This is a genomic window from Cryobacterium sp. SO2, assembly GCF_026151165.2.
Lineage (GTDB): Bacteria > Actinomycetota > Actinomycetes > Actinomycetales > Microbacteriaceae > Cryobacterium.
The window spans coordinates 1229062-1242985 of record NZ_CP117849.1 but is presented as its reverse complement, the minus strand read 5'-3'; the positions used below and the strand labels follow the sequence as shown (position 1 = coordinate 1242985).

General features: G+C 70.1%; 12 protein-coding genes. 8 read left to right on the top strand and 4 right to left on the bottom strand.

Annotated elements, in window-relative coordinates:
* Nucleotides 1-123 precede the first annotated feature (123 nt).
* Nucleotides 124-996, bottom strand: a complete 873-nt coding sequence (locus tag BJQ94_RS05730; protein ID WP_265398585.1) for a PHP domain-containing protein — start codon at nt 994-996, stop codon at nt 124-126.
* Nucleotides 997-1050: 54 nt separating this feature from the next.
* On the opposite strand from BJQ94_RS05730, the gene BJQ94_RS05725 reads away from it, so the two are divergent.
* The 3 genes from BJQ94_RS05725 (at nt 1051) to BJQ94_RS05715 (ending at nt 6751) form a co-directional block, all read left to right on the top strand.
* The gene (locus BJQ94_RS05725; RefSeq protein ID WP_265398586.1) at nt 1051-2103 is read left to right on the top strand and encodes an endonuclease/exonuclease/phosphatase family protein; all 1053 of its coding nucleotides are present in this window, start codon (nt 1051-1053) and stop codon (nt 2101-2103) included.
* 57 nt (nt 2104-2160) lie between these two features.
* The gene (locus tag BJQ94_RS05720) at nt 2161-3708 is read left to right on the top strand and encodes an aminopeptidase P family protein (RefSeq protein WP_275875566.1); all 1548 of its coding nucleotides are present in this window, start codon (nt 2161-2163) and stop codon (nt 3706-3708) included.
* 169 nt (nt 3709-3877) lie between these two features.
* A complete protein-coding gene (locus tag BJQ94_RS05715) occupies nt 3878-6751 on the top strand; it encodes a cation-transporting P-type ATPase (RefSeq protein ID WP_265398378.1) in 2874 nt (957 codons plus the stop codon).
* Between the two features lie 75 nt (nt 6752-6826).
* Here the strand turns inward: BJQ94_RS05715 and BJQ94_RS05710 are convergent, their stop codons facing one another.
* The gene (locus BJQ94_RS05710; protein WP_265398379.1) at nt 6827-7525 is read right to left on the bottom strand and encodes a general stress protein; all 699 of its coding nucleotides are present in this window, start codon (nt 7523-7525) and stop codon (nt 6827-6829) included.
* Between the two features lie 172 nt (nt 7526-7697).
* Between BJQ94_RS05710 and BJQ94_RS05705 the strand changes: the two genes are divergently transcribed.
* Genes BJQ94_RS05705 through BJQ94_RS05690 form a run of 4 tightly spaced genes read left to right on the top strand, consistent with a single transcriptional unit; the run spans nt 7698 to nt 12430 of the window.
* Nucleotides 7698-9029 carry a CBS domain-containing protein gene (locus BJQ94_RS05705; protein ID WP_265398380.1) on the top strand — a complete coding sequence of 444 codons (1332 nt, stop codon included), beginning with the start codon at nt 7698-7700 and terminating at the stop codon, nt 9027-9029.
* Entirely contained in the window at nt 9016-9657 is a 642-nt protein-coding gene (locus BJQ94_RS05700) for a DUF1003 domain-containing protein (protein WP_265398381.1), read from the top strand. The genes BJQ94_RS05705 and BJQ94_RS05700 overlap by 14 nt, the downstream gene beginning before the upstream one ends.
* On the top strand, nt 9650-10804 hold the full coding sequence (locus BJQ94_RS05695; RefSeq protein WP_265398382.1) for a P-loop NTPase: 1155 nt from the start codon (nt 9650-9652) through the stop codon (nt 10802-10804). The genes BJQ94_RS05700 and BJQ94_RS05695 overlap by 8 nt, the downstream gene beginning before the upstream one ends.
* Nucleotides 10805-10864: 60 nt before the next feature.
* Nucleotides 10865-12430 (top strand): succinic semialdehyde dehydrogenase, encoded by a 1566-nt coding sequence (locus BJQ94_RS05690; protein WP_265398383.1) that lies wholly within the window; start codon nt 10865-10867, stop codon nt 12428-12430.
* Nucleotides 12431-12523: 93 nt separating this feature from the next.
* Here the strand turns inward: BJQ94_RS05690 and BJQ94_RS05685 are convergent, their stop codons facing one another.
* Nucleotides 12524-12907 carry a sec-independent translocase gene (locus BJQ94_RS05685; RefSeq protein WP_265398384.1) on the bottom strand — a complete coding sequence of 128 codons (384 nt, stop codon included), beginning with the start codon at nt 12905-12907 and terminating at the stop codon, nt 12524-12526.
* Between the two features lie 87 nt (nt 12908-12994).
* Here BJQ94_RS05685 and BJQ94_RS05680 point away from each other — a divergent pair, with 87 nt between their 5' ends.
* Complete coding sequence (locus tag BJQ94_RS05680; protein ID WP_265398385.1) at nt 12995-13627, top strand: O-methyltransferase; 633 nt, start codon at nt 12995-12997, stop codon at nt 13625-13627.
* Nucleotides 13628-13720: 93 nt separating this feature from the next.
* On the opposite strand, the gene BJQ94_RS05675 is transcribed toward BJQ94_RS05680, so the two are convergent.
* Nucleotides 13721-13897 (bottom strand): DUF3117 domain-containing protein, encoded by a 177-nt coding sequence (locus tag BJQ94_RS05675; protein WP_084021373.1) that lies wholly within the window; start codon nt 13895-13897, stop codon nt 13721-13723.
* Nucleotides 13898-13924: the final 27 nt, after the last annotated feature.

Here is a 13924-nt window from a genome sequence, read left to right as displayed (position 1 = left end):
GTATCTCGGTGCTGTGCGCTGCGCCCACGTACGCCACAATGCCCCCTCAGCGCCCGCGAAGGGGCGTCTTGCGGCAACTCGCGAGAAGTAAGCGGCCGGGATCGGGCGGCTGGACGGCCTGGCTCAAGCGGCGAACACGGGCTCCGAACCGCGGCCCTCGCCGATGAGACGTTCGAGCACCTCGGGCGTGGTCGTGTTCTCGGCGAGCCGGTTGGGCTTGCCCTCACCGTGATAGTCGCTGGAGCCGGTGATGGCCAGGCCGTACTTCTCGGCGAGCATGGTCAGCCGTGCGGTGGCCTCCGGCTTGTTCTCCCGGTGCCGCAGCTCCAGGCCGAACAGGCCGGCCGCCACGAGGGCGGCGAGTCGGCTCTCGGCCATCACGTCGGCGACACCACGGGTGGCCGGATGCGCGATCACGGGCACTCCCCCGGCCGCGCGCACCAGGGCAACGGCGCGCAGCGGGTCCGGGGCGTAATGCGGCTGGAAGTACCCGGCCTCCCAGTGCAAGATGCCGGCGAAGGCCTCGCTGCGGGTGAGGGCCAGCCCATTCGCGACCAGCGCATCGGCAATGTGCGGCCGGCCGACAGTGCCGCCGGTGGTGGTCTGGGCGAGCACGTCGTCCCAGGTGATCGCGTAGTCGGCGCCGATGCGGGACACCATCTGTTCGGCGCGGGTGAGCCTAGCTTTCCGGATGTGCGCGGTTTCGGCGACGATCCCCGCATCCGACGGGTCGAACAGGTAGGCCAGCAGGTGGATGCTGGTGTGGCCGACCCTGGTGCTGAACTCCATGCCGGGGATGAGGGCGATGCCGGCGGTCCGGGCCGCGACCGATGCCTCCGACCAGCCCGCCGTGGAGTCGTGATCAGTGAGCGCCACCGTGCCGAGCCCGGCCGCCGCGGCGGCGCGCACGAGTTGCGAGGGGGTCTCGGTGCCGTCGGAGACGCTGGAGTGGGTATGTAGGTCGATCGGACCCGTGAAACGCCGTTCGACTGCCATTCCCCCATGCTAGTTGGCGCGGAATGCAGCCAGGTCGCCTACAGTGACTCATCTATGTTCTCCTTCCTCTTCAGAGCTGTCGTGGTCCTCGCGACCGCGGGCATCCTCACCGTGCTGGCCTGGCCCGAGCTCGTGGGCCTGCAGAACAGCTGGGTCGTCGCGCACGCGGTGTCCCTGCGCGGGCTGGCCGTGCTCGTGGCGGTCGCCCTGCTGATGCTGCTCGCGCTGCTGTTGCTCCTGGTGCGGCCGCTGCGTGGCACCACCGCCATCCTGATGGTTCTCCTGGTGATCTTCGGCGTCGTCAACGCCGGCATTCTGGTGAACCGCGGGCTGGGCACCGGCGCCTCGGCGTCGGCGGATGGAGCCGGCGCCGACGGCGCGATCACCGTGCTGAGCTGGAACACCCTCGGCGACGCACCCGGTGCAGAGGCCATCGCCGACCTCGCCCTCGCCGAGGACGCCGACGTCGTCACCCTGCCCGAGACCACCGAGGAGACCGGGGTGCTCATCGCCGAGGCCATGCGCGCCGCCGGCCGGCCGATGTGGGTGCACACGGTGTCGTTCGACCTGATCTCCAAGGCCAGGTCCACAACCCTGCTGATCAGCCCGGACCTCGGCGACTACACGGTCACCTCGGCCGAGGGCTCCGGCCCGCCCGGCAACACCAACGTGCTGCCCACCGTCATCGCCGAACCGGCGGATGGCTCCGGTCCCACGATCATCGCCGTGCACGCCGTCGCCCCGATCCAGTGGGAGATGTCGAACTGGCGCTCTGACCTCGACTGGCTGGCCGGGCAGTGCAGCGCACGTGCCGACGGTGGCGGCGTGATCATGGCGGGCGACTTCAACGCCACGCTCGACCATTTCGCGGGCCGGGCCGGCGCCGCCGATGCCCAACTCGGCGACTGCCGCGATGCCGCCCTTTCGGCCGGGTCGGCGGCAGCCGGCACCTGGCCCGCCTGGGCGCCGACCCTGCTCGGCACCCCGATCGACCACGTTCTGGCCACCGCGGACTGGCAGGTGGACAGCATGCACGTGATCAGCACGGAGGACGCCGCCGGCAGCGACCACCGGCCCATCGTGGCCACGCTGTCCCCGGCAGGCTGAGCCGCTCGAGGAGCCTGGACCGCACCACCGCCGCGGTACGGGTGGAAGAATGGAGGAATGGCTGACTCCACCGATACCGCCCCCGCACCCGCCCCCGCCGCCCGCTCGAACGAGAACCGGTCGACGACCCCCGGCTCCGAGGGGTTCAAGGAGTACATCTCCAGCGGCTGGGCCGACCGCGCAGAGGAGGTGCCGCCCGCCCGCGAGCAGGCGCCGTTCGCCGCCGCCCGGCGTGAGCGCATCTCCCGGCTCTACCCCGGCCACCGCCTGATCGTGCCGGCCGGACGCCTCAAGCAGCGTGCCAACGACACCGACTACGCGTTCCGCGCCCACTCCGCCTTTGCCCACCTCACCGGGTGGGGCAGCGACTCCGAACCCGGTGCCGTGCTCGTGTTCGAACCCACGGCCACCGGCCACGACACCACGGTCTACTTCCGTGAGCGCGCCGGTCGGGACTCCGACGAGTTCTACGCCAACTCCGAGATCGGCGAATTCTGGATCGGCCCGCGGCCGTCGATCGGACAGGTCGCCGGCGACCTCGCCATCACCGTGCGTGGGATCGACGATTTCGCCGATGTGCTCCGCAAGGTCGACAGCGAGACGCTGCTCGTGCGCGAAGCCGACCCGTTCCTCACCGGCCAGGTCGACGATGCGCGCCTGCGCAACGCGGCCGAGAAGATGCTCACCGCGAACGCCGCCGACGCCCCGTTCAGCGTCGAGATCAACGGCGAGCACGACGCGGATGCCGGCTTCGCACGCGACCTGTCCGAGCTGCGGCTGGTCAAGGACGCCTACGAGATCGGCCAGATGCGCCTCGCGGTGGCGGCCACCGCCCGCGGCTTCGAGGACGTCATCCGCGACCTGCCCCGCTCCAGCACGCACGTGCGGGGCGAGCGTCTCGTCGAGGGCGTCTTCAACACCCGCGCCCGCGTCGACGGCAACACCGTCGGCTACGACACCATCGCGGCCTCCGGCCCGCACGCCTGCATCCTGCACTGGACCCGCAACGACGGACCGGTGCGTGCCGGCGACGTCATGCTGCTGGACGCCGGCGTGGAAGTGGACAGCTACTACACCGCTGACATCACCCGCACCCTGCCGATCACGGGCACCTTCAGCGATGTGCAGCGCCGCGTCTACGACGCCGTGCGTGAGGCCGCGGACGCCGCCTTCCTCGTGGCCAAGCCCGGCGCCATCTTCCGGGAGGTGCATGCGGCCGCGATGGCCGTGATCGCCTGCCGCACCGCGGAGTGGGGCATGCTGCCCGTCACGGCTGAGGAAGCCCTGCTACCCGAGAACGGCCAGCACCGCCGCTACATGGTGCACGGCACCAGCCACCACCTCGGCCTGGACGTGCACGACTGCGCCCAGGCCCGCCGGGACATGTACATGGACGGCGTCATCGAGGCTGGCATGGTCTTCACGATCGAACCCGGCCTGTACTTCCAGCCCGACGACCTCACCGTGCCCGCGGAGTACCGCGGCATCGGTGTGCGCATCGAAGATGACATCCTGATCACCGCGACCGGCGCCGAGAACCTCTCGGCTGGCATCCCGCGCGACTCGGCCGCCGTGGAAGCGTGGATGGCCGCCCTGCAGGCCTGATTCGCGCCCAACTGGTCCCCGTGCGGACAACTGGTCCCGGTGCGCCGGGTGCAGTTGTCCGGACGGGGACCAGTTGTGGTCTGCCCGCGCGGCCGCGATCCAGACTCGATAGGCTGGCTATATATCGGCAGGTCCGGATCCGCAAGCCCCGGCTTACCCGGGAGTCCTCATGCACCAGGGCACGGCACGGCACGACGAGCAGTCAAACGGCGATCAGCCGCACGGCGTCGCAGAGAGCATCCAGCCCACACCCCCGGACGGCGATCCCGTCAGCGCCGCGATCGCGGCCGGCGACGCCTACAGGCTGGCCGAGGCTGACGTCCTGACCCGGTTCGCCACCCGCCGCAGCGGACTCACGGGCCCGGAAATCACCGACCATCGTCAGCGTTACGGCGACAATGTGATCGTGCAGGTACGGCAGGAGTCCCTGCTCGTGCGCTACCTGCTCCAGTTCAAGGACTGGATGATCGTGCTGCTGCTCGCCTGCGCGGTGATCACGGGCTACCTCGGCGACACCCTCACCTCGGCGGTCCTGGTGCTGCTGGTGCTGCTGAACACGTCGATCGGGTTCGCGCAGGAGTACCGGGCCGGCAAGACCATGGCCGCCCTGCAGCACCTGGCCCAGTCGCTCACCCAGGTACAGCGCGACGGAGCGCTCACCCAGGTGGACTCCACAGCCGTGGTCGTCGGCGACATCGTAAGGCTGGAGGAGGGCGCCGCCGTGCCCGCCGACATCCGGCTGATCGAGGCCACTTCGTTCGCGACGAACGAGTTCGCGCTCACGGGCGAGAGCGACCCGACGCGCAAGTTCACCCACGCCATCCTCACCGACGTGGCGGTGGCCGAGCGCCACAACACCGCACATGCCGGCACCACGGTGGCAACCGGCGAGGCCGTCGGCGTGGTCGTCGCGACCGGCGCCCAGACCGAACTCGGCCGCATCGCCCACCTCACCCAGTCGGCGCCGCGCACCCTGAGCCCCCTCCAAGTGGAGATGGGCTACCTGGCCAAGGTGATCACGTACCTCGCCGTCGGTCTGTCCGTGGTCTTGCTGATCGTCGCGGTGAAGGCCGACCTGCCCTTCCACGAGGCCCTGCTGTTCGCGGTCGGCTTCGCGAGCGCCGTCGTGCCGCAGGGCCTTCCGGCCGAGGTGAACACCGCCCTCGCCCAGGCTGCCGGCGCACTGGCCCAGCGTCAGGCCCTGGTCAAGCGTTTGAGCGCGGTCGAGACCCTCGGCGCCACCCAGGTGATCTGCACCGACAAGACCGGCACGCTGACCAAGAACGAGATGACAGTCACCGAACTGGTCGTGGCCGGACGCGACTATGCCGTGCGCGGCATCGGCTACGACCCGACGGGCGCCATCGAGGCCACCGGCCCGACAGTGGCGGATGCCGCCGGTGCCGACCACGACCGGCTGTCCGCGTTCCTCCGAACCGGCGTGCTCGCCGGGAACGCCAGGCTGCTCCCTCCGGACGGCTCGCATGCCGGCTGGCATATCCTGGGTGACCCCACGGAGGGCGCGCTGCTCACGGCGGCCGCCAAGGCCGGACTCGACGTCACGGCCGAGTCCGCAGCGCAGACCGAAGTGCGCGAGTACCCGTTCGACTCCGCCCGCAAGCTCATGACCTCCGTCCGCGAAAGCGCCGGCGGCACCCTCACCGCCCACGTGAAGGGTGCCCCGGAGAGCGTCGTGCGCGCGTGCGCGCGCATCAGCGACGGCGACACCGTGCGCCCCCTCACGGATGCCGACCGGCAGGGCTTCCTCGCCGTCCACGCGGCGAAGTCCGACCGGGGCTTGCGTAACCTGGCCTATGCGGTGCGCGAGGTTACGCCCGCAGAGGCGACATCCGACGACCCGACGACCATCGAGCGCGATCTCGTGCTGCTCGGCCTCGTCTCGATGGTGGACCCCATCCGCGAGTCAGTGCCGGAGGCGATGCGTCTGGCGTTGGCCGCGCAGATCACGGTGAACATCATCACGGGAGACTTCTCCCGCACCGCAGAGGCCATCGCCAGGCAGGCGGGGCTCGACAGCGGCGGGCACCTGACCGTGGTCACCTCCGAGGAGCTCGCCGCGATGCCGGATGCCGACGTGCTCGCCCATGCCCTCACCGGCTGCACGGTGTTCAGCCGGGTCAACCCGGAAGACAAGACCCGCATCGTCGACCTGGTCAGGGATTCCGGCCACGTCGTCGCCGTCACGGGAGACGGCATCAACGATGCCCCCGCCCTCCGCCACGCCAGCATCGGAGTCGCCATGGGCGCCTCAGGCACCGATGTGGCCAAGGAGGCCGCAGAGGTCGTGCTGCTCGACGACAGCTTCGCAACCCTGGTGCGCGCCATCGAGCAGGGCCGGGTGATCTACGCGAACATCGCCAAGGGCGTCATCGCCTGCCTCACCTCGAACGCGGCCGAACTCGTCGTCAGCGTGGTCAGCCTCCTGCTCGCCACCATCGCCGGCGTACCGCTGGCACTCAACGTGCTGCAAATCCTGGCGATCGACCTGCTCGGGGAGCTGCTCCCCATCGCCGCCCTCGGGCGCGACCCGGAGTCCGGCCGGGTGATGAAACTGGCACCCCGAGATCCGGCCTCGCACATCCTCAACCGCCGCAGCATCCGTACCGTGCTCGGCACTGGATCGTTGATGGGCGTACTGGCGATCTCGAACTACCTGCTGTTCTACGGCCGCGCGGGCGTCGACCCGTTCTCAGGTGCCGTCGGCGACTCGATCGTCGCCCAGGCCACCACCATGACCTACGTCACGATCCTGCTCTGCCAGCTGATCAACATCATCCAGAACCGAAGCGAACGCGGTCTGTTCTCCAGCTACCAGTTCTCGAACCGAACGTTCTGGCTGGCCTGCGTTTTCGGCCTCGGCGTGATGCTCGTGATCGTGTACGCGCCGTGGGTGGCCGTCCTCTTCCAGACCGGGCCGCTCAGCCTGCTGGACTGGGCGTTCGTGCTGGCCGCCGGTCTCGTCATGATCGCCACCCACGAGGCTGCCCGGCGGGTGCGCGGCCGTCGCCGCCCACAGGCCTGACGCTCAACTGGTCCCCATGCGGACATTTGCGCCCGGTGTGCCGGGTGCAGTTGTCCGGACGGGGACCAGATGCGGTTAGCGTGCGGGGTCGATCGGGCCGGACACCGGCGGCTGCGGGTCGGACGGGCCTGCGACGGGCGGCGCAGAGACCGGCGGGGCGGGCTGGCCGTACGCGGGCGGCGCTGTCGGCTGGTCCCCGGTGGGCGCCGCGGGCGGCACGGGCTGCTGCGGCGCGGAGCGCGGCGGGTCGGACGGATGCGGCGCCGGGGCGCCGGCCGGCTCAGCCTGGCCGGCCAGCAGGTTGCGGGCCTTGTTCAGCAGCTCCACGTTCACGATCACCTGGTAGTTGCCGGCGATCACCTGCATGGTCGAGGTGAAGTCCTTGCGGCGGCGGTTGAGGGCGTAGCTGACCAGGCCGAAGAGCATGCCGAAGCCGGCGCCCATCAGCACGGCGGCGAACACGAACGGCAGCCCGGCCGCGTCCGGCGAGAAGATGAAGAACAACAGGCCGAAGAACACCCCGAGCCAGGCACCGGATGCGGCACCCGCCAGAGCGACGCGGCTCCAGGTGAGCTTGCCGGTCACCCGTTCCACGGTCTTGAGGTCGTTGCCCACGATGGAGAGCTGCTTCACGGGGAAGTCGGCTTTCGCGAGGACGTCCACGGCCAGCTGGGCTTCGTTGTAGGTCTCGTACGTCGCCACGACCTCGCCCTTGGGCAGCACGGGGTACAGCGCGGCGGCGGCACGACCGCCGAATGGGCTCTGATTGGTCATGTACCCATTCTTTCACGGCCCCCGGGAATCCCCGATGAGCCCGCTGTGCATCCGTTGGGAGAATGCCCCGATGACAGGCACACCGCCGGGCGCCCGCACGCGCACTCTGACGGCCGCGGCACGGCGGCTCCGCCCCGGCCTCCGGGCAGCCCGCACCGGCTAAGTTAGAGGTGTGGCAAACACCAGAGTCTTCGTCGCCCGGTTGGCCGGGTGCAACGTCTTCGACCCCGCGGGCGACCGTGTCGGCAAGGTCCGCGATGTCCTGGTGGTCTACCGAAAAGACGACCCGCCCCGCGTGGTCGGCCTGATCGTCGAGATCCCCGGCAAGCGCCGGGTGTTCGTCTCGATCGGCCGGGTCACCAGCATCGGCAGTGGCCAGATCATCACCACCGGGCTGATCAACGTGCGCCGCTTCGAGCAGCGCGGCGGCGAGGTGCGCGTGATCGCCGAGATGCTCGGCCGCCGGGTCGCGTTCAACGACGGCTCGGGCGAGGCTGCCATCGAAGACGTCGCCATCGAGGAATCCGGCCAGGGTGAGTGGGCGATCAGCCAGCTCTTCGTGCGCCGCCCCAAGACCAGCTCGTCCCCGTTCGCCAAGGGAGCAACGGCCTTCGCCAACTGGGCCGAGGTCTACGAGAAGGTCACGGCCGGCGAGGCCCAGTCGGCCGAGCAGCTCATCGCCACCTACTCGGACATGAAGCCCGCCGACCTCGCGAATACCCTGCTCGACCTGCCCCGCCAGCGCATGTTCGAGGTGGCGGAGGAGCTGCCGGACGGCCGCCTCGCCGACGTGCTCGAGGAGATGCCCGAAAGCGAGCAGGTGGGCATCCTCACCCGGCTCGGCGACTCGCGCGCCGCCGAGGTGCTCGACCACATGCAGCCCGACGACGCGGCCGACCTCATCGCCCAGCTGCCCGAGGAGCGCGGTGAGCAGCTGCTCGACCTGATGGAGCCGGAGGAAGCCGACGACGTCAGGTTCCTGCTCTCCTACGCCCCCGACACCGCCGGCGGCCTGATGACCACGGAGCCGATCATCGTCTCCGCCGACGCGACCGTGGCCGAGGGCCTCGCCCTCATCCGCCGGCACGACCTGGCGCCCGCGCTCGGCGCCGCCATTTGCGTCACCCTGCCGCCGTACGAACCGCCCACCGGCCGGTTCCTGGGCATGGTGCACTTCCAGCGGATGCTGCGCTACCCGCCGCACGAACGCCTCGGCACCCTGCTCGACCTGGGTCTGGAGCCCGTCACCGCCGACACGTCGGCGGCCGAGGTCTCGCGCATCCTGGCCAGCTACGACCTCGTCTCGGTGCCCGTGGTCGATGACAACCACCGACTCGTCGGGGTGGTGACGATTGATGACGTGCTCGACTACCTGCTGCCGGACGACTGGCGAAGTCACGACGGCAACGACGAGGTGCGTAAACGTGCCACGGCGAGAACCCAGCTTGTAACAGGAAGCATCCCGCTACCCGGTGGACGGAGGCACGACAATGGCACGCGCTAACAAGAGCGAGCTACGCCTCGACACTCCCAAGGGCCTGCGCACCAGCAACATCGTCGGCCGCAAACGCAACGGGCGCAGCAACGACAGGTTCGGCCGCCTCACCGAAGCCGTCGCGCGCGGTATGGGCACGCCGTGGTTCCTGCTGGGCCTGAGCCTGTTCACGATCTTCTGGATCGCCTGGAACACGCTCTCCCCCGTCAGCCTGCGGTTCGACTCCATCGAGCTGGGCTTCATCGCGCTCACCCTGGTCTTGTCGCTGCAGGCGTCGTACGCGGCGCCGCTGATCCTGCTCGCGCAGAACCGGCAGGACGACCGCGACCGGGTGCAGTTCGAACAGGACCGGCAACGCGCCGAACGCAACCTGGCCGACACCGAGTACCTCGCCCGTGAGGTGGTGGCGCTGCGCCTGGGCATGAAGGACCTCGCCTCGAAGGACTTCCTGCGCGCCGAACTGCGCGCCATGCTCGACAACCTCGACCAGCGCGACGAGCAGGCCCGCCGGGAAGGCGAGGCCGCCCGCGACCGCGAGAGCCGCGAGCAGGAGAGCCAGGAACGTGAGGCCAGCCCCCGGGTCAGCCGCACCGTCGACACCCGCACCGGCTCGCACGAGGTGCACCCGGTTGACTGAGAATCGGGTTCGGGCGGCCCTCGCCCGCGTCATCGACCCGGAGATCCGCAAGCCCATCACCGAGCTCGACATGGTCTCCGGTGTCACGATCGACGCCGACGGCGGCGCCACCGTCAACATCCGCCTCACCATCGCCGGCTGCCCGGCGGCCACCCGCATCGAGACGGATGTGCGCGAGGCCGCCGAGTCCGTCGTGGGCGCCGGCCTGGCCCGGGTGGTGGTCTCCGTGATGACCCCCGAACAGCGCCGCGCCATGACCGAGAAGCTGCGCGGCGGCCAGGGTGCCCGCAGTCTGCAGTTCTCCCCGGACTCGCTCACCCGCATCTACGCGATCACCAGCGGGAAGGGCGGGGTGGGCAAGTCCACCGTCACCGCCAACCTCGCCGTGGCACTCGCCGCGCGGGGTCTGCGCGTGGGCATCGTCGACGCCGACGTCTATGGCTTCTCGATCCCCGGCCTGCTCGGCTTGGTCACCCCGCCCACCGCGCCCGGCGGCCAGGCGGGCATGGTCAAGCCCACCCAGGTGGGCGACATGATCCTGCCGCCGATCGGCTTCGACGTGAAGGTCATCTCGATCGGCATGTTCGTCGACGACACCTCGGTGGCCGTCGCCTGGCGCGGGCCGATGCTGCACCGCACCATCACCCAGTTCCTCACCGAGGTCTACTTCGGCGACCTCGACATCCTGCTGCTCGACCTGCCGCCGGGCACCGGGGACATCGCGATCTCGGTGGGGCAGCTGCTGCCGCACGCCGAGGTCATCGTGGTCACCACACCGCAGCCGGCCGCGTCCGACATCTCCGAGCGCAGCGGCGCCGTGGCCCGGCAGACCGGCCAGAAGATCTACGGCGTGATCGAGAACATGTCCGGGCTGATGCAGCCCGACGGCACGCTGCTGGAGATCTTCGGCGCCGGCGGCGGCGCGGAGGTCGCCGGGCGGCTCTCCGCCGGCCAGGACACCCCGGTGCCACTGCTCGGCCAGGTGCCGCTCTCCGTCGCCCTCCGCAGCGGCGGCGACTCCGGCCTGCCCGTGGTGCTCGGCGACCCGGCCGACCCGGCCGCCACCGCCATCCAGGCCATCGCCGACCGGCTGGCCACCAGGGGCCGCGGCCTCGCCGGCCTCAACCTGGGCATCTCGCCGCGCTGACCGACCCGCTGACGCTCGTGCGCGTGCAGGCTGTCGGCAAGCATGTCTAAACTGACGGGCATGACTGCGACGACGCTTTCCGCTCTCCCCTCGGCACCTCCGTCCACGGCCGAACTGACCCGCGACATCCGCTCAACGACGGGCGAGAGCGTGAGCGTCATCGCCCCGTTCACCGGCGAACAGCTGCACGCCCTGCCGCTCAGCAGCCTCAGCGACTTGGCGGATGCCTACGCCCGCGCCCGCCTCGCCCAGATCGGCTGGGCCCGCGCCGGGTTCGCGCACCGCCGAGCCGTGCTCCTGCGGGCGCACGACCTGCTGCTCTCCCGCCGGGAGAGCCTGCTCGACACCCTGCAGACCGAGACCGGCAAGACCCGCGGGCAGGCCTTCGAGGAGGTCTTCCAGGCCGTGGGCGTCACCCGGTACAACGCCCTGGCCGCCAGGCGGGTGCTCGGCGGCGAGCGGCGCCATTCCGGGTTACCCGTTCTGGTCACCACCACGGTGCGCTACCGGCCCAAGGGCGTCGCCGGGGTCATCACCCCGTGGAACTTCCCGCTGAGCCTAGCCGCGATGGACGTCGTGCCCGCGCTGGCCGCCGGCTGCGGGGTAGTGCAGAAGGCCGACAACCAGGGCGCGCTGAGCATCCTGCTGCTGCGTCGCGCGTTCATCGACGCCGGTGTGCCCGCCGACCTGTGGGCGGTCGTCACCGGCAGCGGCGCCGAGATCGGCGGTGCCGTGACGGCTGGCGCCGACTACGTGTGTTTCACCGGCTCCACCGCTACCGGGCTCACGGTGGGCGAGCAGGCCGCGAGCACGCTCACCGGGGCCTCGCTCGAACTGGGCGGCAAGAACCCGATGATCGTGCTCGACGACGTCGACCCGCATCGCGCCGCCGCCCAGGCCGCCTACGCCTGCTTCTCGTCGATGGGGCAGCTCTGCGTGTCGATCGAGCGCATCTACGTGCAACGGGCGGTGTCTGAGCAGTTCCTGCGGGAGTTCGTGACCGTCACCCGCGCGCTGATCCTCGGATCCGGGCTCGACTACCGGGCGGATGTGGGCTCACTCACCTCCCAGGCCCAGCTCGAGCGGGTCACCCGACATGTCGCCGACGCCGTCGGGCATGGTGCCACAGTGCAGGTCGGCGGGCGCCCCCGACCCGACCTCGGCCCGTACTTCTTCGAACCGACCATCCTCACCGGGGTCACCCCGGCCATGCTCTGCTTCGCCGGCGAGACGTTCGGACCGGTGGTGTCGGTGTCGGTCGTGGATACCGAGCAGGAGGGGATCCTCGCCGCCAACGACAGCGAGTACGGGCTCAACGCGTCGGTGCTCAGCGGCTCCGCCCGGCGCGGCCTGCGTGTTGCCGGTGCCCTCGAGGCGGGCAGCGTCAACGTCAACGAGGGCTACCGGGGCTCCTTCGCCGCCGTCGACGCCCCGATGGGTGGAGTGAAGAGCTCGGGGCTGGGCCGTCGCAACGGGCCGGAGGGGCTGCTGCGCTTCGTGAACCCCGTCACCATCTCCCGCGCCACCGGGGTGTTGCGCCTGCCCGGCACCGGTACGGAGTTCGCCCGGCTGGTGGGCCCGATGGTGCTGCTCGCCCGCACGCTGAAGGTGGCCCGACGGCGCTAGCCGCCCGCCGAAGCCCCGGATCTCGACAAGCTCGATCAACGAGACGGTCAGAACAGCTCCGCGAGGTGGTGGCGTCGGCGGCAGAGCTTGAGCCTAGGTGGCCTCGGAGTCGAAGGGGGCCGGCCCGGTGAGGGTGCCCTCGCGTGCGCGCTTCCGCTGCAGGTAGGCACTGTCGGGGTTGGGGCCAGATCGGGAGACCACCGCGGACTGCGGCTTGACCGGTTCGTCCTCGGTCAGGGCTTCCCGGATGATGCGGCGCGGGTCATACTGGCGCGGGTCGAGTTTCTTCCAGTCGACATCGTCGAACTCCGGACCCATCTCGTCTTTCATCCGGTCCTTGGCGCCGTTGGCCATGTCCCGCAGCTGACGCACCAACCGGGCCAGCTGGGCCGCATAGTGCGGCAGCTTCTCCGGTCCGAGCAGGAAGACGGCGATGATCCCGATAAGCAGGAGTTTCTCGAACGTCAGACCAAACATTCCCTCAGAATAACCCCCGGCGAGGCCTCCCAGAACCACGGGCCGCCCGGCCCTAGTCTTGTTCTATTCACTTACTGGAGTTGCGGAATGTCTGACAAAGATCTGAACTGGAAATTCGCCGACGACTCGGTGGTGGAGAACGACGCCCTGGCGCGAGCCCGGCAGCAATCGCTCGAGCTGGGCATCGACGCGATCGCCCCCTCCGTCGGCGCGCAATCGGCCGTCATCGCCGCCGCCACCGGAGCCCGCAGCATCCTCGAGGTCGGCACCGGGGCGGGCGTCTCCGGCATCTGGTTGCTCACCGGCGCCCCCGGCGCCACCCTTACCTCGATCGACATCGAGGTCGACCACCAGCAGCACGCCAAGGCCAACTTCCACGAGGCGGGCATCCCCACCAACCGGGTGCGCCTGATCACCGGCCGTGCCGCCGAGGTACTGCCGCGCATGAACGAGAACTCCTACGACATCGTCTTCGTGGATGCCGACCCGCAGTCGGTCATCGAGTACGTCGAACACGGCCTGCGCCTGGCTCGACCCGGCGGCACCGTACTGGTGGCCCACGCCCTCTGGCGCGGCCGGGTGGCCGACCCCGTGCAGCGCGACGACGTCGCCACCGGCTTCCGCACCCTGCTGAGCGAGATCGCCTCGTCGAAGGCCGTGATCAGCGCGCTCTCCACCGTGGGCGACGGCCTGCTGCAGATCACGAAGCTGCGCGCGTAGTCGCATCCGGATGCAGCGCTCAGGCGGGCGTATCCGAATACAGCAATCGGCTGGGCGGAATCCCGCACAGCCGATTACTCGAAAGATCTAAATCTACACAGCCGGGGTGACTACTCCGGCGAGCGCATCGTGAAGCTCCTTGGCTTCGGCGTCGTTCACAGAGACGACGAGTCGACCTCCACCTTCGAGCGGTACACGCACGATGATCAGGCGCCCCTCCTTTACAGCCTCCATTGGCCCGTCTCCGGTCCGTGGCTTCATGGCCGCCATGAACTCCCCTTCCATTCGTAGTCTGTA

Excerpts from the sequence above, each read along its gene's own strand:
- BJQ94_RS05730 (WP_265398585.1), bottom strand. The coding sequence starts at position 996 with ATGGCAGTCGAACGGCGTTTCACGGGTCCGATCGACCTACATACCCAC.
- BJQ94_RS05725 (WP_265398586.1), top strand. The coding sequence starts at position 1,051 with ATGTTCTCCTTCCTCTTCAGAGCTGTCGTGGTCCTCGCGACCGCGGGC.
- BJQ94_RS05720 (WP_275875566.1), top strand. The coding sequence starts at position 2,161 with ATGGCTGACTCCACCGATACCGCCCCCGCACCCGCCCCCGCCGCCCGC.
- BJQ94_RS05715 (WP_265398378.1), top strand. The coding sequence starts at position 3,878 with ATGCACCAGGGCACGGCACGGCACGACGAGCAGTCAAACGGCGATCAG.
- BJQ94_RS05710 (WP_265398379.1), bottom strand. The coding sequence starts at position 7,525 with ATGACCAATCAGAGCCCATTCGGCGGTCGTGCCGCCGCCGCGCTGTAC.
- BJQ94_RS05700 (WP_265398381.1), top strand. The coding sequence starts at position 9,016 with ATGGCACGCGCTAACAAGAGCGAGCTACGCCTCGACACTCCCAAGGGC.
- BJQ94_RS05690 (WP_265398383.1), top strand. The coding sequence starts at position 10,865 with ATGACTGCGACGACGCTTTCCGCTCTCCCCTCGGCACCTCCGTCCACG.
- BJQ94_RS05685 (WP_265398384.1), bottom strand. The coding sequence starts at position 12,907 with ATGTTTGGTCTGACGTTCGAGAAACTCCTGCTTATCGGGATCATCGCC.
- BJQ94_RS05680 (WP_265398385.1), top strand. The coding sequence starts at position 12,995 with ATGTCTGACAAAGATCTGAACTGGAAATTCGCCGACGACTCGGTGGTG.
- BJQ94_RS05675 (WP_084021373.1), bottom strand. The coding sequence starts at position 13,897 with ATGGCGGCCATGAAGCCACGGACCGGAGACGGGCCAATGGAGGCTGTA.